General features: G+C 41.7%; 17 protein-coding genes. 10 read left to right on the top strand and 7 right to left on the bottom strand.

All coding sequences use genetic code 11. The features are described from left to right. From ACM0OY_RS27300 to ACM0OY_RS27320, 5 genes are all read left to right on the top strand, one after another. Positions 1-922, top strand: a 922-nt coding sequence (locus tag ACM0OY_RS27300; RefSeq protein WP_414571923.1) for a hypothetical protein, incomplete at its 5' end; no start/stop codon positions are given. A gap of 4 nt (positions 923-926) precedes the next feature. After that, a complete protein-coding gene (locus tag ACM0OY_RS27305; RefSeq protein ID WP_414571924.1) occupies positions 927-1283 on the top strand; it encodes a hypothetical protein in 357 nt (118 codons plus the stop codon). A 4-nt stretch (positions 1284-1287) separates the two neighbouring features. After that, complete coding sequence (locus ACM0OY_RS27310; RefSeq protein WP_414571925.1) at positions 1288-2121, top strand: hypothetical protein; 834 nt, start codon at positions 1288-1290, stop codon at positions 2119-2121. 464 nt (positions 2122-2585) lie between these two features. Next, positions 2586-6209 carry a pyruvate:ferredoxin (flavodoxin) oxidoreductase gene (gene nifJ, locus ACM0OY_RS27315; protein ID WP_414571951.1) on the top strand — a complete coding sequence of 1208 codons (3624 nt, stop codon included), beginning with the start codon at positions 2586-2588 and terminating at the stop codon, positions 6207-6209. A gap of 633 nt (positions 6210-6842) precedes the next feature. Then, the gene (locus ACM0OY_RS27320; RefSeq protein WP_414571926.1) at positions 6843-7913 is read left to right on the top strand and encodes a Photosystem Q(B) protein 1; all 1071 of its coding nucleotides are present in this window, start codon (positions 6843-6845) and stop codon (positions 7911-7913) included. A gap of 477 nt (positions 7914-8390) precedes the next feature. Here the strand turns inward: ACM0OY_RS27320 and ACM0OY_RS27325 are convergent, their stop codons facing one another. Further along, positions 8391-9752 (bottom strand): sensor histidine kinase, encoded by a 1362-nt coding sequence (locus ACM0OY_RS27325; protein WP_414571927.1) that lies wholly within the window; start codon positions 9750-9752, stop codon positions 8391-8393. Positions 9753-10444: 692 nt separating this feature from the next. Here ACM0OY_RS27325 and ACM0OY_RS27330 point away from each other — a divergent pair. The 3 genes from ACM0OY_RS27330 (at position 10445) to ACM0OY_RS27340 (ending at position 13944) form a co-directional block, all read left to right on the top strand. Further along, entirely contained in the window at positions 10445-11497 is a 1053-nt protein-coding gene (locus ACM0OY_RS27330; RefSeq protein ID WP_414571928.1) for a permease, read from the top strand. A gap of 96 nt (positions 11498-11593) precedes the next feature. Then, a complete protein-coding gene (locus ACM0OY_RS27335; protein ID WP_414571929.1) occupies positions 11594-12379 on the top strand; it encodes a TIGR03943 family putative permease subunit in 786 nt (261 codons plus the stop codon). A gap of 65 nt (positions 12380-12444) precedes the next feature. After that, positions 12445-13944, top strand: coding sequence for a hypothetical protein (locus ACM0OY_RS27340; protein ID WP_414571930.1), 1500 nt, complete (start codon positions 12445-12447; stop codon positions 13942-13944). Between the two features lie 115 nt (positions 13945-14059). Here ACM0OY_RS27340 and ACM0OY_RS27345 read toward each other — a convergent pair whose 3' ends face one another. From ACM0OY_RS27345 to ACM0OY_RS27355, 3 genes are all read right to left on the bottom strand, one after another. Next, positions 14060-14839 (bottom strand): sulfite exporter TauE/SafE family protein, encoded by a 780-nt coding sequence (locus ACM0OY_RS27345; protein WP_414571931.1) that lies wholly within the window; start codon positions 14837-14839, stop codon positions 14060-14062. A 151-nt stretch (positions 14840-14990) separates the two neighbouring features. After that, positions 14991-16262, bottom strand: coding sequence for a sulfite oxidase (locus ACM0OY_RS27350; protein ID WP_414571932.1), 1272 nt, complete (start codon positions 16260-16262; stop codon positions 14991-14993). Positions 16263-16315: 53 nt separating this feature from the next. Next, positions 16316-17770 (bottom strand): aminotransferase class V-fold PLP-dependent enzyme, encoded by a 1455-nt coding sequence (locus tag ACM0OY_RS27355; RefSeq protein WP_414571933.1) that lies wholly within the window; start codon positions 17768-17770, stop codon positions 16316-16318. A 953-nt stretch (positions 17771-18723) separates the two neighbouring features. On the opposite strand from ACM0OY_RS27355, the gene ACM0OY_RS27360 reads away from it, so the two are divergent. Then, on the top strand, positions 18724-20211 hold the full coding sequence (locus tag ACM0OY_RS27360) for a hypothetical protein (protein ID WP_414571934.1): 1488 nt from the start codon (positions 18724-18726) through the stop codon (positions 20209-20211). Positions 20212-20345: 134 nt separating this feature from the next. Here ACM0OY_RS27360 and ACM0OY_RS27365 read toward each other — a convergent pair whose 3' ends face one another. Next, positions 20346-22466, bottom strand: coding sequence for an NAD(P)/FAD-dependent oxidoreductase (locus ACM0OY_RS27365; RefSeq protein WP_414571935.1), 2121 nt, complete (start codon positions 22464-22466; stop codon positions 20346-20348). Between the two features lie 160 nt (positions 22467-22626). Here ACM0OY_RS27365 and ACM0OY_RS27370 point away from each other — a divergent pair, with 160 nt between their 5' ends. Further along, positions 22627-22860, top strand: coding sequence for a hypothetical protein (locus ACM0OY_RS27370; protein WP_096534207.1), 234 nt, complete (start codon positions 22627-22629; stop codon positions 22858-22860). A gap of 585 nt (positions 22861-23445) precedes the next feature. Here ACM0OY_RS27370 and ACM0OY_RS27375 read toward each other — a convergent pair. Further along, positions 23446-24129, bottom strand: coding sequence for a peptidoglycan-binding protein (locus ACM0OY_RS27375; RefSeq protein WP_414571936.1), 684 nt, complete (start codon positions 24127-24129; stop codon positions 23446-23448). 293 nt (positions 24130-24422) lie between these two features. Beyond that, on the bottom strand, positions 24423-24833 hold the full coding sequence (locus ACM0OY_RS27380) for a response regulator (protein ID WP_414571937.1): 411 nt from the start codon (positions 24831-24833) through the stop codon (positions 24423-24425). Positions 24834-24877: the final 44 nt, after the last annotated feature.

The raw sequence follows: 24877 nt of genomic DNA on the forward strand, positions 1-24877 counted from the left end.
TCGCCCAGAAGAAATAGGCGAGTCTAGCGGCACCAGAAGCGATCGCCCACAAGAAATAGGTGAGTCTAGCGGCACTAGAAGCGATCGCCCAGAAGAAATAGGCGAGTCTAGCGGCACCAGAAGCGATCGCCCACAAGAATCGGAAAATGAATCATCTCAGACTAGACAAACAGGAAAGCCTGAGGAAATACTGAATTCTGTTAACAGCAGAATAGGTAGCCAGTCTGATAAATTTGAGCTTACCTACACTCAAGACCAATTAGACTCCATCATCAAGAAAGGAAAAGAACTGGGACTGAGTGATAAAGTTATTGAGGATTTAATTTACACAGGGTCAAGAAAGGCTAAAGCGATCTCAGCTGATGAACTCATTGGCCAAATGGAACACTGGGTTAATGTCATTAGCAAGCGCGGATTCCCGGAGAAATTTACTGATAAAAATGAGTTTCAGGAATTTAGCCAAGACCTACTCAAAGGTGTAAGAAATGCAGGTATTCCTGCCGATGATATCAGAATTCAAGGCTCATCACTGCGGAAAACTAGCGCTCAAGATGTTGATATTGCCGCATTTGTCGATGAACCCACTTTTGATAGATTACTAGTTCAGCGATACCATGAAAGAATAACAATAAAAGAAACTAATACAAAAGTTTCTCTGAATGATAAATCTCATGAAGAGCTAGTTCAATTAGCTAATGATATTGTAGCCAACCCGGCAAAATACAATTCACAAGGTAACACTTTTCAAAATGCATTACTAAATGGCATTATAAGTTCCAAGTCTGATATTGTTAAACCACTGAAAACCGCCAGTAAGGAAATTAACAATAAATATCCTCATTTGAATGTCGAATCTATCTCCGTTTTAATCAGAGGCGGACGATTTGATGTGAAGCCTGACTTACCCGTTACAGGAAATTGAGAGAATGAATAAAATAGCTTTCTATGGAACAATATATTCTGGCGATTATAAGGTTGTAGCCGCCATATTGAAAAATTGGCTAAAAACAGAAGATTTGGATATTAAAATCAGGCTCAGTGGTGAAGAAATAGTCTACGAAAACGAGCAAATTTATTTGTATTCTTACAATTCGGTGACTGTTGAAGGAGTACCACCAAATTTTCTATTGGAAGGTAATATGTCAGCGACGCTTGACGAAGTAAAAGTATTATTACAGCAACTATGGCAATTGTGCCAAGAGCAAAATATTACTAGTAGCTTTGAATACGTTGAAGTCACAGAGGATGGAGATGAAGTCACAGAGCAGTTTTATATCGAATAAATTTATGAATAATCAAGATCAATGTTGCCTCTGGACTGATTCTAAGCATCAGCGTTACTTTCTCATTCCCGACAACCAAAAGCTGTCTAGGGGGCGCTTCATCATCTCTACCCTGACTGGCATCCAAAAGAAAGTTACGCAAATTGCGATCGCTAAATTTGAAATTCCAGAGTCAGCAGCAAAAGCATACCTTGAGAATGAAATACATCAGGCGACGGCGCAAGCAAAAATCGCTGTTTCTAACCTGATGTTATCCTCAACAGAAATCTCAGAAAAATCTCCTCCAACATCTAAGGAAACTCCATCAGTTTCAAACATTCTTTCCTCGCTTTTGGGCGCTGAAATTGAAAATTTACAAAATAATCCGGAAGCTGCCCAAATTGCTTTTGTTAATATATATACCCAATTCAAAGAGTTTTTAGGTGAATCTATCTCGGACAACTCTACTCAAGTTGAAAGTACGCGATCGCATCTACATCACTTAAGAGAAATACTCCAAGCTCAAGGAATCAACATCAGCGAAGAAATTGAAGAACTACCTAATAAGTTACAAGAGGTGTTTTCTTCGGCAAACATGGAAGAATATCTGCAAGAAATTGTTATTAAACTACGGGATGTGACAGAGGAAATCGAGCAGTCACCTGGTGGGTTTGAGCAGATAATTGATGAGACGGTTAAATCTTTAAGTAAAGATTTATTCAGTGAGGAAGAGAAGGAAGTGGATGATAAGAAAAATCAGGATTATAAGCAATCGGCTGAAAATGCGATCGCTCAATCTTTAAAGTCCCGTGGTTTTACGCCATTTGCTGGTGGCAATTTTACATCCATCAATGGTTAAGGCAACAGACAAAGGTAAATCGTCGTCTCTACGAAAGATTGATTCTTGTAGAGACGCCGATTTATCGCGTCTGGTATAGACGCCGATTTATCGCGTCTGGTAATTTAATTTACAACAGCGATCGCAACCTAAAACATCAAATATTCCCGACCCCATACCCCACAAAAAAGAATCAAGTAGCCGAAAGCTTTATCTCATCAAAATTTTGATTCTTGAGTACACAATTAATACATATTAATAGATGCAATATTGCAAATGACATACTAATATTTGCAATATTTATTGAAAGTTAACTTTAGAGCAGAAGCAGACAGTAGGCAATAGGAAAGCAGCGTGCTAATCTTCAGCTTTTTTAATCAAACCTGATTCCTAATTACCAATGTTTAGAGTCAAAGTCATTTGCAAAGGACAAATGACCAATGACCAATGACCAATGACAAATGACCAAGGACAAAAATCAAATTATGAACAAAACCTTTGCAACTATCGACGGGAATGAAGCTGTTGCCCGTGTTGCTTACAAATTAAATGAAGTAATTGCCATTTATCCCATCACCCCCTCTTCAGCAATGGGTGAATGGGCGGATGCTTGGTCAGCGGAAGGTCGTTCTAATTTGTGGGGAACTATTCCCAGCGTTGTGCAGATGCAGAGTGAAGGGGGAGCCGCGGGTGCTGTACATGGAGCATTGCAAACGGGTTCCCTGAGTACCACATTTACGGCATCTCAGGGATTATTGTTGATGATACCCAACCTCTACAAAATTGCTGGTGAATTAACTAGCGCTACAATTCACGTTGCAGCACGCTCCCTGGCTACTCATGCTTTATCGATTTTTGGTGACCATAGCGACGTAATGGCAGCTAGGGCTACTGGTTTTGCCCTGCTGTGTTCCGCCTCGGTACAGGAAAGTCAAGATTTTGCTCTCATCGCTCATGCTGCTACCCTAGAGGCGCGAGTCTCATTTATGCACTTCTTTGATGGTTTCCGTACTTCCCATGAAGTGCAGAAAGTCAAACTACTTGCAGATGATGATTTGCGATCGCTCATCGATGATAATCTAATACTCGCCCACCGCAGCCGCGCCCTCACCCCAGACCGCCCAGTATTGCGGGGTACTGCTCAAAACCCTGATGTCTACTTCCAGTCCCGTGAAGGCGCTAACACTTACTACAATGCCTGTCCCGAAATTGTCCAGCGAATCATGGACCGATTTGGAGAACGCACAGGCAGGCATTACCAAATCTATGAATATTATGGGGCTAACGATGCCGATCGCGTGATAGTTCTCATGGGTTCCGGCTGTGAAACCGTCCATGAAACAGTAGACTATCTCAACGCCCGTGGTGAAAAAGTTGGTGTGGTAAAAGTGCGGCTTTATCGCCCCTTTGATGTCCACAGGTTTGTTGCAGCTTTACCTAGTAGTGTACAAGCGATCGCTGTTCTCGATCGCACCAAAGAACCAGGTAGCGCCGGTGAGCCATTGTATTTAGATGTGGTGGCTGCTATTCATGAAGCGTGGCAAGAGGACACGGGGAGAGGGAGACGCGGGGACGCGGGGAAACCTGGGGATGTGGGGAAAGAATTCTCCGCGTCTCCCAAAATCATCGGTGGTCGCTACGGTTTGTCATCCAAAGAATTTACGCCGGCGATGGTGAAGGGGATTTTTGATAACCTTGCCCAAAGTCAACCGAAAAATCATTTTACTATTGGTATTAATGACGACGTTACTTACACTTCCCTCAACTTTGACTCCAACTTCTCCACAGAATCAAATGGTGTTGTCAGGGCAATGTTCTATGGGTTGGGTTCAGATGGTACAGTTGGTGCTAACAAAAACTCTATCAAGATTATTGGTGAAGAAACTGATAATTATGCCCAAGGTTACTTTGTCTACGATTCTAAGAAATCTGGCTCCATGACAGTTTCTCATTTGCGCTTTGGCAAAGAGCCAATTCGCTCCACTTACCTAATTGACCAAGCTAACTTTATTGGTTGTCATCACTGGGGATTTTTAGAACGCATAGATGTTTTAAAAGCTGCTACTCACGGGGCGATTTTGCTGCTTAATAGTCCTTATGATGCAGATAGTGTTTGGGAAAATTTACCCATAAAAGTGCAGCAGCAAATTATCGAGAAGCAGTTGAAATTATATGTAATTGATGCCAACCAAGTCGCCCGTGAAAGTGGCATGGGTGGCAGAATTAACACTATTATGCAAGTGTGCTTCTTTGCCTTAGCGGGCGTCTTGCCACAAGAAGAAGCGATCGCTAAAATCAAACAAGCGATCGAAAAGACTTACGGTAAAAAAGGTGCAGAAGTTGTCCGCATGAACTTGCAAGCCGTAGACAACACCTTAGACAACTTACATAAAGTAGACATCCCACAAACTGCTAATTCTTGTACAGACGCGATTAATCGCGTCTCTACTCCTAACTTTGCCCCCAAATTTGTCCAGGAAGTTTTAGGTAAAATCATGATTTGGGAAGGCGATGATTTACCTGTCAGTTCGCTACCAGCTGATGGCATCTTTCCCGTAGGTACTGCGAAGTGGGAAAAACGTAACGTTGCCCAAGAGATACCTGTGTGGGAGCCAGATGTCTGCGTTCAATGTGGTAAGTGCGTGATGGTTTGTCCCCATAGTGCTATCCGTGCTAAGGCTTATCAAGAAGATGAGTTACTCAACGCACCAGAAACCTTCAAGTCAATTAATGCCAAAGATAAAGACTTTGCCAATCAAAAATTTACTATTCAGGTAGCTCCAGAAGATTGTACGGGATGCTCTATTTGTGTAGAGATTTGTCCTGCAAAAAATAAATATGAGCCATTACGGAAAGCGATTAATATGGCACAACAATTGCCATTGCGGGAACAAGAGCAAAAGAACTGGGATTTCTTTTTAAGCTTACCTAATCCTGACAGGCGGCAGTTGAAATTAAACCAAATTCGCCAACAACAATTACAGGAACCTTTATTTGAATTCTCTGGTGCTTGTGCGGGTTGTGGTGAAACGCCTTACTTAAAATTATTAACACAATTGTTCGGCGATCGCGCCGTTATCGCCAATGCTACAGGATGTTCTTCGATTTACGGCGGTAACCTCCCCACCACACCCTGGACAACCAACGCCCAAGGACGCGGCCCTGCATGGTCTAATAATTTATTTGAAGATAACGCCGAATTTGGTTTTGGCTTTCGTTTATCTGTCGATAAACAAGCCGAATTTGCAGCGGAACTACTGCAAAAATTGGGGAGTGAAATAGATGAAAACCTTGTTCATTCCATCCTCAAAGCTGAACAAAAATCTGAAGCTGACATTTGGGAACAACGGGAAAGAATAGAATTGTTGCAGCAAAAGTTAGATCAAATCTCGACTTTCGACCCCAGTCTAAAATCCAAAATCCAAAATCTCAAATCCCTTGCTGATTACCTGGTGAAAAAAAGCGTTTGGATTGTTGGCGGTGACGGTTGGGCTTACGATATTGACTTTGGCGGTATCGATCATGTAATTGCCAGCGGCCGCAATGTCAACATCTTAGTGATGGATACAGAAGTGTATTCTAATACAGGCGGTCAATCTTCCAAAGCCACGCCACGAGCCGCAGTTGCCAAATATGCCGCCAGTGGTAAGCCTGCACCAAAGAAAGACTTGGGTATGATTGCCATGACCTACGGAAATGTCTACGTGGCTAGTGTAGCCCTTGGTGCTAGAGATGAACACACTTTAAAGGCATTTTTGGAAGCAGAGGCTTATGATGGGCCATCACTGATTATTGCTTATAGCCATTGCATCGCCCACGGCATTAATATGACTACAGGAATGAATCATCAGAAAACTCTGGTAGAATCAGGTCGTTGGTTGTTGTATCGGCATAATCCAGAGTTGCTTAACCAGGGTAAAAATCCTTTGCAATTGGATATGCGATCGCCAACACAATCAGTAGAACATTCAATGTATCAAGAAAATCGCTTCAAAATGCTCACCAAGAGTAAACCCGAACTTGCCAAGCACTTATTAGAACAAGCCCAAGCCGAGGTAAATGCACGTTGGCAGATGTATCAATATCTAGCAAAACGCGACATTCTTTAGACTTGTTATATCAAGTAATGATAAGTCTTCACCCAAACATGATATTACAGAAGTGGGGAAAAGGGTAAAGGTTTGAAATTACCCTTTTCCCTTTCCCCTTTAACCTCACCGCATTGACCGTCATCCCACCCGCCAGTAAGTTGCGTGCCGTTTATAACAACTGCGACTCTGCCTTGTCCGCTCGTTAGCGTTCGTTAATTCATTAGGTGCGATCGCGCAATTTTTCTTCTACCAATGGGACGAATTTGTATGCTGTTTTAAGTTTTAATAAGCACTGTATTTCTTCACAAATTCCTCAAATTATTGTTATAACATCAAGATAGAAATGTTTAACTATTGCTTTAATTAGCTTGAGAATTCACCGCCTTTTTCATTCTACTAGTGTTGTATATTGGTCGTAATTATTACTAGGATTTTTACGATATACATCATATACAACATCTACAATCAGCGAGATTATTTGAAAAACTTCGTTGCTGATTTAAAGAATTAGTCTCACGCATTCGCTTTTAGGCGCTACCGATTTCTTAGGCGCAAAGAATTGTTGTTTAGTCATATCTAAAAAAGTCAATTCATACTCTGATTCAGCAACGCCAAAATTTTGAACTTGGAATTGCTTAGGAGCTACAGATTATGAGTACCATTGTTCAACGTCAAAGAGAATTTAATTTTTTTGATTTCTGGGATAGTTTTTGTACCTGGATTACTAGCACAGAAAATCGGATTTACATCGGCTGGTTTGGTGTGTTGGCGATTCCCACCTTGTTAGCTGCCACCACCTGTTTTATTTTGGCTTTTATTGCCGCTCCCAGCGTAGATATGGATGGCATACGTGAGCCAATCATGGGTTCACTGATGGATGGTAATAACTTAATTACAGCCGCAGTTGTGCCAACCTCAGCTGCTATTGGTTTGCACTTTTATCCTATCTGGGAAGCTGCATCAATCGATGAATGGCTCTACAATGGTGGACCATATCAATTAATTGTGCTGCATTTTCTCATTGGTATTTGGTGCTACTTAGGGCAACTTGGGGAATTGAGTTATCGTTTGGGAATGCGACCCTGGACAGCAATTGCCTATTCTGCACCCGTCATCGCCGCTACTTCTGTTTTGTTAGTTTATCCCATTGGTCAAGGTAGTTTTTCTGATGGTTTACCTTTGGGAATTGCTGGGACTTTCTACTTTATGTTAGCTTTCCAAGGGGATCACAATATCCTGATGCACCCGTTCCACATGTTGGGTGTAGCAGGTGTATTCGGTGGTGCACTGTTGAGTTCTTTGCATGGTTCTTTGGTGACTTCAACGCTAATTCGGAATACTAATGAAAATGAATCAACTAATGCCGGATATAAGTTGAGTCAGCAGAAAGTCACTTACAATTATTTGGCAGGACACTATAGCTTCTTAGGACGGTTGTTGATTCCTACCTTTGCTAGCAAAAATCATCGTGCTTTCCATTTTTTATTAGCAGCATTACCAACGGTGGGTATTTGGTTTGCAGCGATGGGTGTATGTTCGATGGCATTTAATATCAATGGCTTCAACTTTAATCATTCCATCTTAGATAGTCGGGGTGAAGTAATTAGAACCGACGCTGATATAGTGAACCGTGCCAATCTTGGTATAAGTGCAATGCACGCTCCTAATGTCCATAATTTTCCTTTAGTTCTGTCTAGCGGTCAACCTATTCCAGTTAGTTAAAAATTGCATCTATCAATTTTTGCAGTTGTTTTCAACCTGCTTGTAATTCTGGTATCAGTCAATATTATAGGCAGGTTTTTCTAGCTATAGCATTTCTCGCTTTTGTGAGACGGTAGGGGCACATAGCTATGCGCCCCTACAAATTGCTGGACTTCATGTATAGCAGAAGGCAGGAGGCAGGAGGCAGGAGGTAAAAGTATTACTATAGGACTAGTATTTGATTTCTGAAAAAATCTAAGTATGTGTAGGGTGTGTTACGGCTTCCGTAACGCACCACCCGAAGGTTTTGGTGCGTTAGCCTACGGCATAACACACCCTACGTATATTTCAAAAATCAAATATGATTCCTATATTCTTAGCTTCCATGCTTTCAAAATGTCCTAACCTGTGTGACTACGGTTATAATTGGAAACTTGGATAAAGAGTGAAACAATAATGTAGGCAAACTTCCGCCACAGTGTACTAGCTAAATTTGAATCAAACCAAAGGTAACATAATTTCAAATTCAGTCCCTATGCCTAGTTGGGAACGTAAATTAAATTTACCACCATGTTTCAGAGTTATAATTCGATAACTTACTGCTAAGCTAGTTTCTTTACCATTTTTTGTTTCCAAACAAAAAGACTCTATAATTTGCTCTTGCAATTCTTGAGACATTCCAGGTCCATTGTCAGTAATGCGAAGTAAGATCCAGCGAGAATCTGGTGCATTTGGTTTGCTTGGTTTCTGTGAAATAACTTCTGTAGTAATCTTAATACGGGGTTTTTGAATAGTCTTTGTATCTTCTAAATGCAACTGCTGTCGCACTGCTTCATTGAGTAAAGTATCCACAGCTTCGCTTAAAAGATTGATTAAAACCTGATTTAACTGCCCCATAAAGCAATACACTGGTGGCAGTTGCCCATAATATTTGACGATTTCAATTTCTCCTTGAATGCGGCTATTAATTAATAAAATTATATTATCGATACACGCGTGTAAATCTACGGGTTTGGGATAAAGCTCATCGAGATGACAGAAGTTTTGTAAACTAGTGACAAGTTTTTTTAATCTTTCGGCTCCAGTGCGGATACTAGCAAGCGCTTGCAATAAATCTTGTTCTAAAAAATCAAATTCAATTTCTTCTTTGATTTGGTTGATTGGCTGGGAGACTGATGGCAATTCTTTGTCGTAAGCCGCTATTAATTTGAGTAAATCTTGGCTGTAATTTGAGACGTAAGTTATGTTACCCCAAATAAAACCCACGGGGTCTAAAATTTCGTGTACTACCCCATCTACCAAACGCCCCAAACTCGCCATTTTATCATTTTGAATCATTTGGGCTTGGCTGCGTTCGTATCGCACAAAATTTTTAATGCCGCGAATTTGCCACGAAATAAAATTTAATTCCTGCACATCTAATAATCTGTAATCATCAGCAGCAGTTTGCACTACAATTGGTTCTGATAATAATTCTGGCGATCGCTTCAAGCTAAGTTGCATCGCAATTAAAATTAATGTCGTCTCAGCAACCAGCAAAACCGGTGTCCGTGCATAGCCGTAGAGAACACCTAATGGTTGCTGAATAAACAACTCTTCTCCATATGGGCGAATCAAAAATTCTAAAAGTCGTCGCCGCGAAATCATTCCCACGAACTTTCCTTGTTCTACCAAAATTACTCCTGGTAGCAAGGGATATTTTTCCAAAAAATGAGCCACTTCTCTACCAGTACAGCTAATTTCCACGGGGAAGCTATACATTGGTAGTTCTTGGAGAGTTGAATCTAAATTGAGATCGCGATCGCTACCAACAGACAAAAATGGCGGTGAGATATGACAACAACTGAATTCTTCTGGCACTAGACACCCTGATTTTGACAAAGACAAGTCAACAATAAGCTAATATCTTAGCCTCTGTCATTAATGAAAAGGGAGTGGGGAGTGTGGGGAGTGTGGGGAAAAAAGGGGGAAAGATTTCTTTCCATCCTCCCACACCTCCCGCACTCCCCACTGCTATCTGCTAAACTTTGATCTTGCATTTTTAAGGTTTTTGTAGTAAAAAGTCAACCAAAGCTCAAATGATATTTTGCCAAAACTAGCTATAGCTATTGGTTAATGGTCATTGGGCATAGAGTATGGAGCATTAGCAAAGGACAAAGGACAAATGACAATTGATTAACAGCGATCCCCAAATGTTGAATAACTGTAAATCCTTGATGAAAATATAGCCTAGTTCATATCTGATTCAGAAAATTACTGTAAGTATAAACATAGGGAAATTGAAAATCACCTATGCAGCTACTTGCCCTCTATAACGGAACATTTTCTGAACTTAGACAATCTTAGAAATGGTCATCATCAGTAAATGCACTCAGATAAATATCAGTATCTCCTTTGAATTCAAGGTTTTTAGCGCTTAAGCGTTAATTAAAATAGCAGGAGAATTTGTTATTTAAATGACGTTTAATTTCCCGAACTGCTTTTGATCCCCATTTCGGTAGAATGACTAGGCAGAACCCTAAAACTCAAAACCGCTTTTGACAGCGACGCCCATGAATCAACTCAACAATGGTTTTACGCTATTTCTAAGTCTGCTAGTCGAGGCGATGCCTTTTTTGCTTCTTGGGGTTTTATTCTCCAGTTTGCTGCTGTTTTTCGTTGATGAGCGCAAATTAGTAGAAAAAATGCCCACAAATCCGCTGTTGGGTGCTTTAGTTGGCAGTATGATCGGCTTTTTATTTCCGGTGTGTGAGTGCGGGAATGTACCGGTAGCGCGGCGGTTCCTAATTCAAGGGGTACCCACACCAGTGGCAATTGGTTTTTTGCTAGCTGCACCAACAATTAACCCAGTTGTAATTTGGGCAACTTGGACAGCCTTTCGAGATCAGCCAGAAATAGTAGTATTACGGGTTGTATTTTCCCTATCAATAGCCACAATTATCGGCTTTGTTTTCAGTTTTCAAAAGGACTTAAATCCTATAGTCCAACCTGCGATCGCTCGGTATATGAAATACAATCCTCCCGCGCCGCCTGAAACCAAACGGCGTGGTAAGGGTTACCAAGTACAACAGGAATCAACAGTACCGAATATCTTGCAATCAGGGACTTATATTCTAGGAGGAAAAGCAGCTATACCGATGCGGATAGATGCGAATTTAGTACCGCCTACCATCATCTCTACTCCTAATAAACCCTTTGCAGATAAACTGCGTCTAGTGATAGATAACAGCGTTCAAGAATTGCGGGAATTAGGCGGAGTCATGGTTTTAGGAAGTGCGATCGCCGCTGCTATTCAAGTCTTAGCCCCCCGTGAATTAATTCTCAGTTTGGGCGCTGGCCCCATTAGTTCAATTGTAGTCATGCTGATATTAGCAGTAGTGGTGTCAATTTGTTCTACAGTTGATTCTTTCTTTGCTCTATCTTTTGCTTCAACTTTTAGCAGTGGCTCATTACTGGCATTTCTAGTGTTTGGCCCAATGATTGACATCAAAGGTGTTGGTTTGATGTTATCCATTTTTAAGCCTAAAACTGTCTTTTACTTATTTGCTTTAGCAGGACAATTAACATTTCTGTTCACGCTTTTCCTCAATTTGCATGTCTTTTAAAAATTCTTTGTCCTTTGTCTTTTTTTGGCTGTAAGCAATGACCAATACTTCTCTACCAGAGGCTGCGCCAACGGCTACGCTCAGTACAAGTGACCAATGACTAAAAAAAATCCCAAACCTAAAATTGCAATTCTTTTACTTCCTTGGCTGGATGCTCTAGCAATTACAGCTTGGGGCATTTTGATGTTGAGATATTGGCTAACTAACAAGCTGAACCTATTGATTCATCCAAATTATTTCTGGTTGGTGATTGTATGCGGTATCAGCTTCATTATTATTGGTTTCTTCAAAATACTGGAACTATGGCAGCGGCGGCGCCGTGATGTTATACCAAACACCCAGCATATTAGTTTATTTCCCCCCGGTTGGGGCAGTGCATTATTATTGATTGCAGCGATTTTGGGTTTCATTATTACACCCCAAGTTTTTGCTAGCGACAAAGCACTGCAAAGAGGTGTGACAGCTGATTTATTGGGAACCACACGCGTTAAGCCCCAAGCCTTTCGGGTAACTGTTCGTCCAGAAGAGCGATCGCTTGTAGACTGGGTACGCACCCTAAATGTCTATCCAGAACCAGATAAATATACAGGACAAAAAGTCAAAGTTAAAGGATTTGTCATCCACCCACCAGATTTAGGAAAAGAGTATTTATTTCTGGCACGATTTGTCTTAACTTGCTGTGCGGCAGATGCTTATCCTGTGGGATTGCCCATTAAACTACAAGACAATCGCGAGCAATACTCTGCGGATACCTGGTTGGAAGTAGAAGGACAAATGGTGACAGAAACTTTGGCAGGTAAACGCCAACTTACTATTGCTGCAACCTCTCTCAAAAAGATTCCCCAACCAAAGAATCCTTATGGTGATGATAATGATAATTAGTCAAAGTCAATGAGTTATGAGAAACAACTGTTGACTAATGACTAACAACTAATGACCTATGACTAATGACTAAATCTAAAGCATTTATTCAACCACTAGATCGCATAGCGATCGCACTAATGCTACTGCTAAGTGTGCTGATTGGGTTGATCGTATTGAAAGGTGATGTGGTAACATCTCGTGTCCGAGATTTTACTTGGCAAGATCAACAAATTGGTGCAGAAGATAGCTCCTTCGCCCTCACCTTTAGCCGCCCAATGGACATAAAAAGTGTAGAGGATAACTTGAAGATCGAGCCGCCTTTAGCAGGTAAATTCAGTTGGGCAGGGCGGCGAATGTTTTATACACTGCTCACACCAGCACCCTATGGCACAAATTATAAAGTGCAGTTACAGGCAGCCAAAGATAAGTTTGCCCAGCAAGAAGGCACAAACCGGACAATCCAGCCCTTTGTGGGTAGCTTCCGCACACGCGATCGCGTCATTCTCTACATAGGAACTGAGCAAGAAGAACAAGGAAGGTTAATTCTTTACAACTTAACCCAAGAGCAAAAAAGAGCACTTACCCCCAAAGACTTAATAGTAATGGACTTTGAGTCATTTCCAGACGGGGAGAAAATCTTATTTTCGGCTCGTACCAGCAAAAACCAAGACTTACTTTCAGCCCAACTGTACACAGTAACAACAGGCGTTGCGGGTAAATCTGGACGAGAAGTAGAACCAGCAGGCAGAGTAGACCTAATTTTAGATAGTAAAGATTATCAAAACCTGAAATTTGACTTATCGCCCGACGGGGAAACTATTGTCATCCAACGGGGAAACAAAGCTAATCCCAGCGACTTTGGGCTGTGGTTTATGCCAGCAATCAGTGACGCTTCAGGAGGAAAACCCACCCCTAAACGCTTGCAAAGCCAACCGGGGGGAGATTTTACGATTACCCCAGATAGTAAAGCCGTAGCAGTTGCCCAAGGACAGGGAGCAGCGATTTTACCACTACAAGGAGATGCTAGTAAACCCTTAGATTTTCTGCCCCAATTTGGCTTAGTACAGGCTTTCTCCAAAGATGGTTCTCAAGCAGCAATGGTAAAATTTAATACAGATTACACGCGAGATTTGTTTTTAGTCACAAACCAAGGCGTAGAGAAACAATTAGTAAAAACAACAGGCTCAATTGTCAACTGTCAATTTGACACCGCCTCACCTACCCTTTACTGCTTGTTGACACAGCTAGTATCCAAGGAACAATACATAGAACAACCTTATGTAGTGGCAATTGACCTGAAAACCGGACAACAAAAACCACTATTGTTACTGCCTCCCGAACAGCGAAATGTGCAAATGAGTTTATCTGCTGACGGTTTGGGCTTGTTATTTGACCAAGTAGTACCGCAGACAAACCCGCCGACAACATTACCTACAAACACTTTAAAAACAGATGACGGAGATGCGATCGCTACGAGTAGCCTATGGTTAATGCCCTTATTACCCATCGCCGACGCTGCAACTGTGGAAATTAGACCAGAACAACTCCCCTTAGCCGGATTTCGTCCCCGGTGGCTGCCTTAGGGAGTAGGGGAAGCAGGGGAAAAGGTTAAAGGGAAAAGGGAAAAGGAATAAATTTAATCTTTCCCCTTTTCCCCTTACCCCTTTGCCTTTCCCAATCCCCAATCCCCAATCCCTTTTACATCAATTGATAATTTGCCCAAGCTTCCCAAAAAATATAAATTGATAGTATTCCTAAGAAAATACGAAGCACTAAACTGACAGTAGAATCTGGTAATTGTGGCAATGTACGAGTACTCATTTGAACGCCTAAAAGACCTCCAAATCCTAAAATTAGACCTTGAATAAACAGAATATTTCCCTCTAATGTGTGTCCTGTACAAGCAGCTAAAGCAGTGATCACAATTACGCCTAAACTGGTCTGAATTGCTACTTTAATATCTTCTCCCAAAAGTAACATTTGCAGTGGCACCATAATCGTACCGCCACCCAAGCCAAATAAACCGGCTAAAATTCCTGCTGCTCCTCCGGTACCAATTTTAGAAACTAATGGATTAAATATTGGTGCTGTATCCTCTTTTTCCTTTAAGGATAGTTGCTTACGAAGCTCAATTAAATAGATATTAGCAAGTAGTATGATACCAAATGTCAAAAGTATTATATGGGATGGAATTTTATTAGCGAAATATACTCCTATTCCAGTAGTTAAGAAAGCTGGAATTCCTAAGTAAAATACTCGTTTAAAGTCAAAATAGCCCATCCACCAATTCTGTAAACTTCCAGAAATTGAGGTAATTACAATAGCAAGACTACTAGTAGCGATCGCCTGAACGGGAGTATAACCTAGTGTGACCAAAAGAGGAATTGTGATAATACCGCCACCTATTCCTAAAAGCCCTGCTATGACTCCAGATATTAAACCCCCAGTCATTAAAATCAACCAACTAAAATCATTCATAAATAATTATTTTTCTAGAAAACTGATAGTGCTGAATGGGACATTGGGAGCGCTGAATTAGGAGTTAGGAATTAGAAGTTCGGAGTTGTTCTCCTCCTGCCTCCCCCACCTCCCCTGCCCCTCCGCTCCCCACACTCCCCACACTCCCCACTCACCTCACTGTCACCGGATGACTAACAACCCCTCCATAGAGCAACCCACCATCGTTCCAAGGAACTCTACTCGGTTGTGTGTTACCTAAATTATCAGTAGCACGAGCTTGCAGAAAATATTCACCGGGAACTGGGTTCCATTCAATATCCCAACGTACCCATGCAAATGGAAAATTTGGTTCTCTTAGTCGTGCAAATTGCCAAGTTTTACCGCCATCGAGGCTGATTTCCACACGTACAATTTTTCCTTTTCCAGACCAAGAGCGTCCACGCAGTAAGTAACTTCCGGCAGAAAGTGTAGCTGGCCAAGCCAGTTCAAAGGCGCTCTTAACATTTTGATACGTAATCAGCTGGCCCTTATACGGAGCGATCGCTGGGTAGTCTGCACCCACCAAGACCATTTGTTCCGTCACCCAGGGAGTGTATATTGGCATTTGGGAAACTTCAATCCGGTCAATCCATTTAACGTTAGCGTTTCCTCCCCAACCAGGAAATAAAGCACGGCATGGCTGACCATGATCTGGAGGTAATGGTTCTCCGTTCATTGCATAGACAATGAGGGAGTTATCTGCTAATGCTTTGCTAATGGGAACTACACTGCTGAACTTGGACTTTTTGGTTCCCTTTGAATCCAGAGAATCTAAATCTGCGCCCTCAACGAGTACATCTTTTGCCGTGGATTTCAGTCCAGCTCGCTCTAATAATAATCCAAGTGGCACACCAGTCCACTCAGCCACACCAATAGCCCCAAGCCTCCACCGTGTCCCAGAGAGTGGTGTGTTGTAAGCTTCTTCAAAGAAGCGCCGACCATTAGCAGCACACTCAATGGCGCAAGTGACCGAGATGGATGGCATGGCGATGATTTCATCGTAAGTAAACTCGCAAGGGGTAGAAACCCCAGTTCCCTGAATCTGCAAACGCCATGTAGATGGGTCAAAGGGAGGAGGGGTACTGCGGTTGTGAACATAAAACCAATTGTTTGGTACTATGTAACCACGCCCATACATCGCTTCCCAGTTCATCTCTAATGTGCCTTTGCTATGAGAGATATACCCTGGTGGTAATGGCTTAAGTATTTTACTTTCTTTGGTTTTAACACCTGCCTGACCATAAGCAGGTGCAGGTTTAACCGACTCTCCAATAGCTGTTGCACCAACCATAGTGCCTAGTATTTGCAGAAAGCGCTGGCGCGAAATACCTGCATCTGCGCTTTTGAGCCAAATGTACTCTTCAACCCGTTTTTTTAGATAATCCTCCTGGTCATTTGTCATTTGTCCTTTGTCCTTTGTCCTTTGTCCTTTGTCATTTGGCGACAGTCGAAAAACTATCTGTCTACCACTGTCCAAACACCAGTAATTTCATCTTGTGTGTAGTAGGGCAAATAGTAATCCAATCCGTTCTTAGCTATTTGAGCGATCGCATTAATCAAGCGATCGCAATCTTCCAATGTATTATATACAGCAAAGCTAGCTCGGATAATACTAGGAATGTTCCGGGTAATTCCTGTTTCTACTTCCTTGGCAATCTCCAAGTCTTGCTCGTCTGAGATATTCTTGAGCTTGCGAATGTATTCGTATGTGCAGAAAGCCCCGGCCCGAACCCCAATGCCATATTCTTGTGCCAGAATCTCTGCTACTAAACGTCCGTCAAACCCATCAATATCAAAGGGAATGACATGGGCTAAATTATCTCCTGGAATATGTATTTTCACACCAGGAATACTCGCAAGTCGTGTAAATGTAAATTCAACTAAGGAATGTTCGTACTCAGCAATACGCGAACGTCCCAATCCTTCTATAATTTCAATTGCTTTGGCAATGGCGATCGCACCCATGGCATTTGGTGTTCCAGGATCGTGGGCACGTTCTGTGTAAAAACGCTTGATTTCTAAGTTTCTGGTGATATATGGCAGGTTTCCACCGCCGATTTGATAAGGGTAGGAGCTATCGAAAAATTCCTTAGGCCCAAGCAAAACCCCGGTTCCATAAGGTGCATACATTTTGTGTCCAGAGAAAGCTACAAAATCTAAATGACATGGGTCATCATCTGGACGCATATCTACTCGTTCGTGCTGAATTAATTGACACACGTCGGCGAACATCTTTGCACCGTACCGATGTGCTAAAGCTGCAATTTCGTAAATCGGAGGTCTGTAACCTGTAATTGTTGAAGCACCTGTAATGGTCAGTAACTTAATTTGCTCAGTTTTGGGGCGATTTTGATGTGCCTTGAAAATATTTTCAATTTCACTCAGACTGACACTTCCATCTGGCCGGGTTCTGTACTGTATAACTTCGTCTCTAGTTACCCAAGGCAATAGGTTTGATGAATGCTCAATATCAGAAACTAAGATTTTTCCAGGTTTTTTTGCCCAAAGTGTAGCGGCTCCATTAATTGCTTCTGTTGTATTTTTCGCAAAGATTACATAATTCTGTGAAGATGATCCCACAAAGTCCCGAATGATATTGCGACTGGCATCATATTCTCGTGTAGTGATCACAGACTTCTGCCCAGAACCTCGATGCACGCTACCATAAGTGTCAAGCATTTGGTCTACATATTGCTTGAGAGTCGCAAAGGGAGTGGTTGTAGCTCCATTATCTAAGTTGACATACTCAACATAGTTGCCATTCAAAGTTTTTACTCTGAAAGACAAAGATTCATCTGTAAATAAGGGTTTAATTTCTTTGTGCCAAAAACTATCAAAATTTTCTGCAAATGGCGTTATTTGAGCATTTATTTGCTTGATTCTTGCATCAAATGTGAAAATATTAGTCATTTTTAGCACCTTGATTTTAAATTTTTTATTTCTTGACAAGCCCAACAACACCAAGCTTTATTTCCCAGAATAATCAGATTACACTTTAGAAATTTTAGTGTTTTAAGTTACTCCAACTCCGACATGAATCTCAGTGATTCCAATCATTGTTTAATAAATTATTAAAAATTGTAAGCAGTATTAATACTTAATTAATCAAAAAAAAATTATTTTTTTATACTTTGTAATAAATAGATTAATGTTGCTAAGTATACTTAAGCTATTTCTTATGTAGTTATTAAGTAAACTTCACAAATTGAATGCAAGAGTTCTACAAAAAGGTTCTGATTAACTGAGCCTAGAATTCTTGCCAGGAATATGTTTATCGTAAAAAAAACCTTCTAATAAGTTGAGATTGATCTTAAAAAAAGTTTTATTATTATATTTATATAATTTATTACCTAAAATTGCAAAAAAGTAGAGTATTTATTCGTAATTGTCAAAATTCCCTAACATAACAGTTTTCACAAAAGCTTTTTAATCGTTTGCTGACATTTAGCGATCGCCCAGAATGAGAAAATTATTATCGCTCAGTAAATGTTTATACAGGCATCTACCTTAAGTAAAAAATAAATCGATAGAAAAATATCTCCTGCAAGCCTTTAAAGGTACGTCTAAAGATAGATGCAATAAAAACTATAATCTACTAAAAAATTGTCTAGATAAAAAACGAAATCAAGCAATCCCTAATTTCCCCACTTCCCCAACCCCTACTCTTCTTGACGGGAAAGAGGCTCATAGTGTTATAACGGCATCAGCCTAGATACAAAATAGGTAATACGGATTGATGACTAATTACTCGTCCTTAGAGAGAGTTAAACTTAGCTTCTAGAGCAAACTCCGATCGACTGTGTGCGATCGGCAATGCTAACGCCAGCACTGCTGAATATTTTTAAGCGAGTGGGTCAAGAGTGATGAATGAAGCTGACACCTCAAATAAGGGGACTATGATGGAATCCTTAAATTCTGCTAATTCGCCACAATCAAAGCAGGCGAATTGTCCCTTTTACTCAGTTATGCCTAATGACAATATGGTAATTTCTAAATTGCCACTGCTCATGCCAGCTGAAGATACACAAATTTCGGAAGATACTACCCAGCAGGACTGGGTTGCAGAGCCTGACAGCGGCAAACAAGCACTTCTTGACTCGGAATTTCAGAAGCTGCTGGCATTGAACGAAGAATTGCGTGGGGCTAACAATAAGTTATATGAACAAGTAGAGCAGCTAAAAGACAACCTAGCTGAGTCTGAAAAGGTTTTGCAGTGGCAGAAAACACGTTCTAGCGTCACTGAGTCAATGCTCAACCAACAATCTCAGGAATTAGCTGCTGCTCAAGAACAGATAAAGTCGCTATTTCAACAATTAGAAACTGCTGTACAAACTGTTCAACACCAGGAAGTTTTTATCGAAACTCACAAAGCACAGCTACAAATTAGTCAGCAACGCCTTGCCCAACTAGAACGAGAATGTACGTTGCTACACACTAACAACAACGAACAGTCTCAGAAGTTATTGCAATCAGAAAATGCTTGCCGCGAGTTACGTACTAGACTTATGCGCCAACAACGCCAGACCCTACAATTTAAGGCGGCTTTGGAGAAATGTCTAGACACACCTGTTCCTGGCTATGATTCCCTAGAAGATACTGCAAAACATCCTAAAGATATCACCTCCACACAAGGAAGATTTTCTCGAAAAGCTCGGTCTTTGTTTCCGAATGCACAGCCAATCAAACCTTGGTCAGCAGAATCAGAATCCTTGAGCGATAATCCAAATAATTCTTGGGGAGAACCGTCACCACCACTCCCGTTCCAAACAAATCAAGCCACTCCGACTTCTTCATCTTCTTGGAACTGGTCAATTAAAGAAGATACGCCAACATCAGCGCAACCAGTTTCTTCTCCAGAAATTGAAGATTCCCCAGATACAACAGAAACTGTTTCACCTCCGGAGTCATCAAACTTAGATCAGCAATTGGATAGTCTCATCCAAATGTTCTTTACCTCCCAGCCTGCATCTACATCACCACCGCCTGCGGCGAAAACGGATGTGGATACTCATGTCGGTGATGCGCCTGTCTGGGACACTTTAGCAAAAATTCTAGAGGATGATGAAGAAGTAGAAAATCCACAACAGCAGCTGTTGGAGGCAGAAATCAACCCGCCTATAACTACCTCCACCACTTCATCTGAGCCTAAGGTATTTGTTGAAGAAACGGAAGATTACTGGTCAGAAGTTCCACAATTGACACAGTTGGAATTGCCTTCAGAGTCATCAGATGATAACGCCACAGATGCCAATTCACCCTCACCCGTAGTTTATCCCCAGCGTCCACCCAAAGGGCGCAAGTCATTGGCATCTGTGGAACTGCCGAATTTTCCCCCCAAGAAGAAAAGTTAGGAGTGGGGAGTGGGGAGTGTGGGGAGCAGGGAGCAGGGAGCAGAGGGGAAAGAAGTCATTTTTCATTCTCCCCCTTGCCCCTTGCCCCTTGCCCCTTGCCCAACACCTAATGCCCAACACCCAATGCCCAACACCTAATGACTAAATTTCTTAACTATGGCTTGTGGGGTAGTTTTTGCTACCTGGGTAGCCGATCGCGGTTTGCCTGTGGCGATCGCGTAGTTAATTGCTAGCAGCCGCAACCATAACGCCGGATTCCGGGGTTCTAGCCAAGAACCTACCCGGCTTAAGAACTGTGGGAACCAGGCACTCAGCAAAGCGCTAATTAGGGCATGGCGAGAAAAGCTAAAATAACTACCAAGCCATCGCACTAAATCTCTAGGTCCAGCAAGTTCCCAAATCCATAAAAGCAAGGCTGGATTTTTCTTTGCTGCTTTGAGTGCTAAGCGGTTAAAGGTTAACCAATCACATCTGTCTTTGATGAAATTATCTGCCACCTCCGGAGGTTCGTCTGCTAACAGTCCAAAAAAGGTGTTAAGCATGGAGTTCACCCGCTGTGGTGGTAAAAATTTTCCTGTGGGTACCATCATGCCTTTGGAAAATAGCCATGTGACTGAAACGTTAGTTTGGTAGGCGCGAATTCGGTTTAAGTGTCGGAAGCTCAATAAGTCATGCTTGAGGGCAGTATCCAAAAGCTTTGTTAAGCGCTCTAAATTGCGAACCAGGGAACCAAAACCTGTGAAAATCAGGGGAGATTGGAGTGATGCGGCATCACCGATGGCAATCAAGCGATCGAAGGCAACTTTGCGATCGCTACTCCCAACACTAAAATGCCCCGGTATATAGCCAAATGTCGGTTTTTTCCACACTAATTTGTCCACATCACATCTGCGATACTCTGGCAAGATTGTGAAAAAGTCCTCGTACATCTCCAGCAATGAACCAGGATTTTCAGCATTGACTTCGTGGTAATGAAATAAATAAATCGTCAGTTCATCACCTGTTGCGGGAAATAATTCCCAAATCAGCTGCCTCCCCCGCGAAATATCCCCGTGACTGTAAAGAACGTCTCCTAATTCAGAATCCCATACCCCTGGCTCAAATCCGCTCTCAATGACCGCTCCCACCGTCGGACACACGCTGTCAAAGGCACGATCGCTATTTAATTGCCAAGCAATGGGAGACGCTGTTCCCATAGCATCTACTAGCAATCTCCCACTTACTTGTTTTTCAATTTCGCTACATAGATGCTTGACTTTTAGGACAACTTGTGATTCATTTATATCTGCACGGATAAACTCTGTTTCATCCCAAATTTCTCCGCCTGCCGCTTGCAACTTTTGCCCACATAGTTGCAGCAAGCTTTCGGAATCTAAGCCTAAATTTAGCACTGTGGGTGTGTGCAATACAGGCGATCGCAGTTTACTTGGATTATTAGCATCAAAAAACTTATTGAATCCATCTTTGTATTCTCTGGCAATGATGGTCTCTAACTCTGCGGGGGTGATTAAACCCAAGTTAAGTAAGCTTTGAATCTCATCGCGGGAAATATTCCATTCTCGGTTCATCCGCCCAAAGGGCATTCGTTCGACTAGCAAGACTTTATATCCAAGTTTTGCCATCACTGCTGCATGGATGACGCCTAGTGCGCCGCCAATGTAAATCAGGTCGTAAGTAGTGGATGAGGAGGATGTTTTCTTATCTCCCCCTGCTCCCCTACCTCTTCCCCAGTCCCCAGTTCTAGAAAACACCACCTGTCGGGGCTGCTGCGGATTCCGTACTCCTTGACGCCATCGCTGTTCCCACCAGTAGGCGCGTTTGAGGTCATATTCTCCGTTAGGCATTTTCTGAAAATACTTGACGGTGAGGGGATAGTAAGGGGCTAGGGCTGCAAAAATTGATTCCTGGGATAAATCAATAGCTGGGGGTTCCGGATAATGATGCGGAAAACGGCTTCTGATTTCTTTGGTCAGGTGTTGCAGGATTTCTTTCTCTTCAGGAAAGGGTTGTTCTGCCCAACGAAACACTTTTAGGTAGGTAGTTCGTTGTACTGACCAAACAAATACAGAAAGTTCTTCAGGCAAGTTTTTGGAAATCGCCCCACCAGCATTTGTAGTAGCAGTAGCAATTTTGAGGCGGAAGCCTTCTGGGGTCAGTAATTTTTCCCCATGTCCTGGTTGAAAATCTGCTTGCAACCACTTACGCACAGCAGCAATATCCGCAGTTGGAATTTCTAAATAAAGGATTTCTTTCATCTTTTCCTGACATCTCACATCGATCTATTCACAAAGACAGATTTTATGAAGGCACAAAATAAGGTAAACTCCGCCCTATTAGTTACGTAAAGATTCAGTGAAGAAATTTTAAAATTTTATCAAATTTATTGTTCATTTTGTAAAACTGTAAACCCACGCCATGAATTATCCCATTCCAGACAGTCCCCAAGAAATTGTAGCTCTACGACAACAACCGATTGATGAAGAACTAGTTGCCAGTGCGATCGCTGGAGTTATTAAGATTGTCCGCGCTCAGGGTCAATCTTTGGAAGAATTAACTGCTCAGGTGTTAGCGGAAGACCCGCTGCTAGACCAGCAACAACGCCGCTGGTTGAGCCAATTAGTCGCCCAAGCGTGGGAAAAGTTCTCTTAGAATGAAAGCGATCCGCAATTGAACATCTAAATATTGAAATATTGGCGATGCCTGCGGCGGGCTGCGCCTACGCATTTTCGCTATTAAATGAGAATTATCGTAAATAAAACGGTTTAAGACCCCTACCTCTACAGGTAGCCCCAGTTTCAGTCGGGCGAAGAGTCCCCTTGAAGAAATTAGACCTCTTGCAAAAGTAACTTTTGCAAGAGGGGGGAAAGGGAAAAGGTTAAAGGGAAAAGGGTTTTTATGAGCCGCTTTCCCCTTTACCCCTTACCCTATTCCCCACTTCTGCAAGAAGTCTATTGTCTTTAATGCGTGAATTTTGAATTTTGAATTGTTAATATCTGTCTGGATTCGCTTGCTACTTTGGATTCACGACTCACAAGCAACTAAATAGCCATACTTTGACGTTGATCATGAATCCTACAACGCTTTTAAACTTTCTTAAGGGGAAAGACCCCTGGTTTACGCCAGGGGCCTTTTTTTTGTCAATCTTTATTTTTTATGGTTAGCAATTCAATTGGTAAAGGCGATCGAACGACGTTGACCAGTTCAATTTATCTAAGCTAGATGTAGAACAGCTTATTAAATACCCAAAGCTAATCTAGTTTCGGGACCGACGATACCATCTACAAGTAAACCTTTACTTGCTTGAAAATTTCGTACTTGCTGAACAGTTTCTGGGCCGTAAATTCCATCAACTCTCAGGCTACCTAAAGCTGTTTGAAGGTCTCTCACAAGCTGACCTCTGGAACCAGGGGTCAGAATAAACGAACCACCAACCCCACCAGGTCTACTCGTTGTGGGACTATTAGATCGATCGCCAACCCATCGGGCAAAAACATATCTACCTGTAGAAAGCCTAGCAAAACCGTTTTCATAGCTTTGAATTGCTGGAAGTGGTGTCCCATTTTTTACACAGTCCACATAGGAATAGTTAACGCTTGGGCCTGTACGAATACGTAGGCAACTGCCATTAGTTCTGACGTATGCTGCCGAAGTTATTTGAATTTGGCTGACAGCAATAAGTAGTACCCCAACGCCAGCTAAAGCTAACCAAGCTGATGATTTAAGAAGTTTTTTCCAATTGAATTTAGACTGGAAAAAATTATATTTATTGTTTGTAGATGCCTGCTTTTTAGTAATAACGACAGAAGAAGATTTCGGATGTTTTTGCCAATTTAATTCAGATTTAGGAAGATTATATTGAATGTTTCTATATGCTTCTTCTTGAGCAAAAAACATGTGGGAATAAGCAAGATATTCCATAATGCGCTCCTGATATATGAAAAAATGAGTGCTGACAGAGAATTACTTGGCTTTTCTCTGTATTTATCCTTAGTATATTTTATAGCAATTCCCTGAAAAACTTTTTTACTCGTGGCAAAATTAATAAAAAATAAAATTAGTCAAAAGATTTGTCATAAAAAGCGATATGTACAACGGGCTACGCCAACGCCATAATTAACGATAAAATTAGCAGGCGATCGCATTATTAAAATAAATCAAATTTAGTTAAAAGCTTTCTCTACACTGGGTTGCCCCTGATTACATCAAAGATGTCAAGCGTATTCTTCGAGTCTAGCTAAACCACTAACCACAGAAACTAACTCCTCTATATCTATCGGCTTGGATATAAATATTTCAAAACCTGCTAACAATGCGCGTGTGCGCTCTTCATCCAAAGCAGATGCCGTCATAGCAATAGCTCGAATCTTTCTCCCTCGCTTTGCTTCCAGATTTCTGACCTTCAAAAGCAGTGAGCAGCCGTCTTCGCCTGGTAAGCAAATGTCACTGATGAAGATGTCTGGTTTAAAAAATGACATAAATTCTAAAGCTTCATCTGCCGAAGCCGCTGTGATAATTTCTGCCCCCTCTAATTCAAATAGGAAACTAAGTAATGTTCTTGTATCAGGGTCATCATCAACAACGAGTAATCGCAGATCTTGAAAAGACACCGATTGATTAGACATTATTTTCAACCCCGTGTGACTCTAACACTTGAACTAGCAATGGC

It is taken from the genome of Nostoc sp. CCY 9925 (assembly GCF_963920935.1).
Lineage (GTDB): Bacteria > Cyanobacteriota > Cyanobacteriia > Cyanobacteriales > Nostocaceae > Nostoc.

Coding starts and splice junctions, on each gene's coding strand:
- ACM0OY_RS27360 (WP_414571934.1), top strand. CDS start 18,724: ATGAATGAAGCTGACACCTCAAATAAGGGGACTATGATGGAATCCTTA.
- ACM0OY_RS27330 (WP_414571928.1), top strand. CDS start 10,445: ATGAATCAACTCAACAATGGTTTTACGCTATTTCTAAGTCTGCTAGTC.
- nifJ (WP_414571951.1), top strand. CDS start 2,586: ATGAACAAAACCTTTGCAACTATCGACGGGAATGAAGCTGTTGCCCGT.
- ACM0OY_RS27365 (WP_414571935.1), bottom strand. CDS start 22,466: ATGAAAGAAATCCTTTATTTAGAAATTCCAACTGCGGATATTGCTGCT.
- ACM0OY_RS27350 (WP_414571932.1), bottom strand. CDS start 16,262: ATGACAAATGACCAGGAGGATTATCTAAAAAAACGGGTTGAAGAGTAC.
- ACM0OY_RS27305 (WP_414571924.1), top strand. CDS start 927: ATGAATAAAATAGCTTTCTATGGAACAATATATTCTGGCGATTATAAG.
- ACM0OY_RS27345 (WP_414571931.1), bottom strand. CDS start 14,839: ATGAATGATTTTAGTTGGTTGATTTTAATGACTGGGGGTTTAATATCT.
- ACM0OY_RS27355 (WP_414571933.1), bottom strand. CDS start 17,770: ATGACTAATATTTTCACATTTGATGCAAGAATCAAGCAAATAAATGCT.
- ACM0OY_RS27320 (WP_414571926.1), top strand. CDS start 6,843: ATGAGTACCATTGTTCAACGTCAAAGAGAATTTAATTTTTTTGATTTC.
- ACM0OY_RS27340 (WP_414571930.1), top strand. CDS start 12,445: ATGACTAAATCTAAAGCATTTATTCAACCACTAGATCGCATAGCGATC.
- ACM0OY_RS27380 (WP_414571937.1), bottom strand. CDS start 24,833: ATGTCTAATCAATCGGTGTCTTTTCAAGATCTGCGATTACTCGTTGTT.
- ACM0OY_RS27375 (WP_414571936.1), bottom strand. CDS start 24,129: ATGGAATATCTTGCTTATTCCCACATGTTTTTTGCTCAAGAAGAAGCA.
- ACM0OY_RS27310 (WP_414571925.1), top strand. CDS start 1,288: ATGAATAATCAAGATCAATGTTGCCTCTGGACTGATTCTAAGCATCAG.
- ACM0OY_RS27370 (WP_096534207.1), top strand. CDS start 22,627: ATGAATTATCCCATTCCAGACAGTCCCCAAGAAATTGTAGCTCTACGA.
- ACM0OY_RS27335 (WP_414571929.1), top strand. CDS start 11,594: ATGACTAAAAAAAATCCCAAACCTAAAATTGCAATTCTTTTACTTCCT.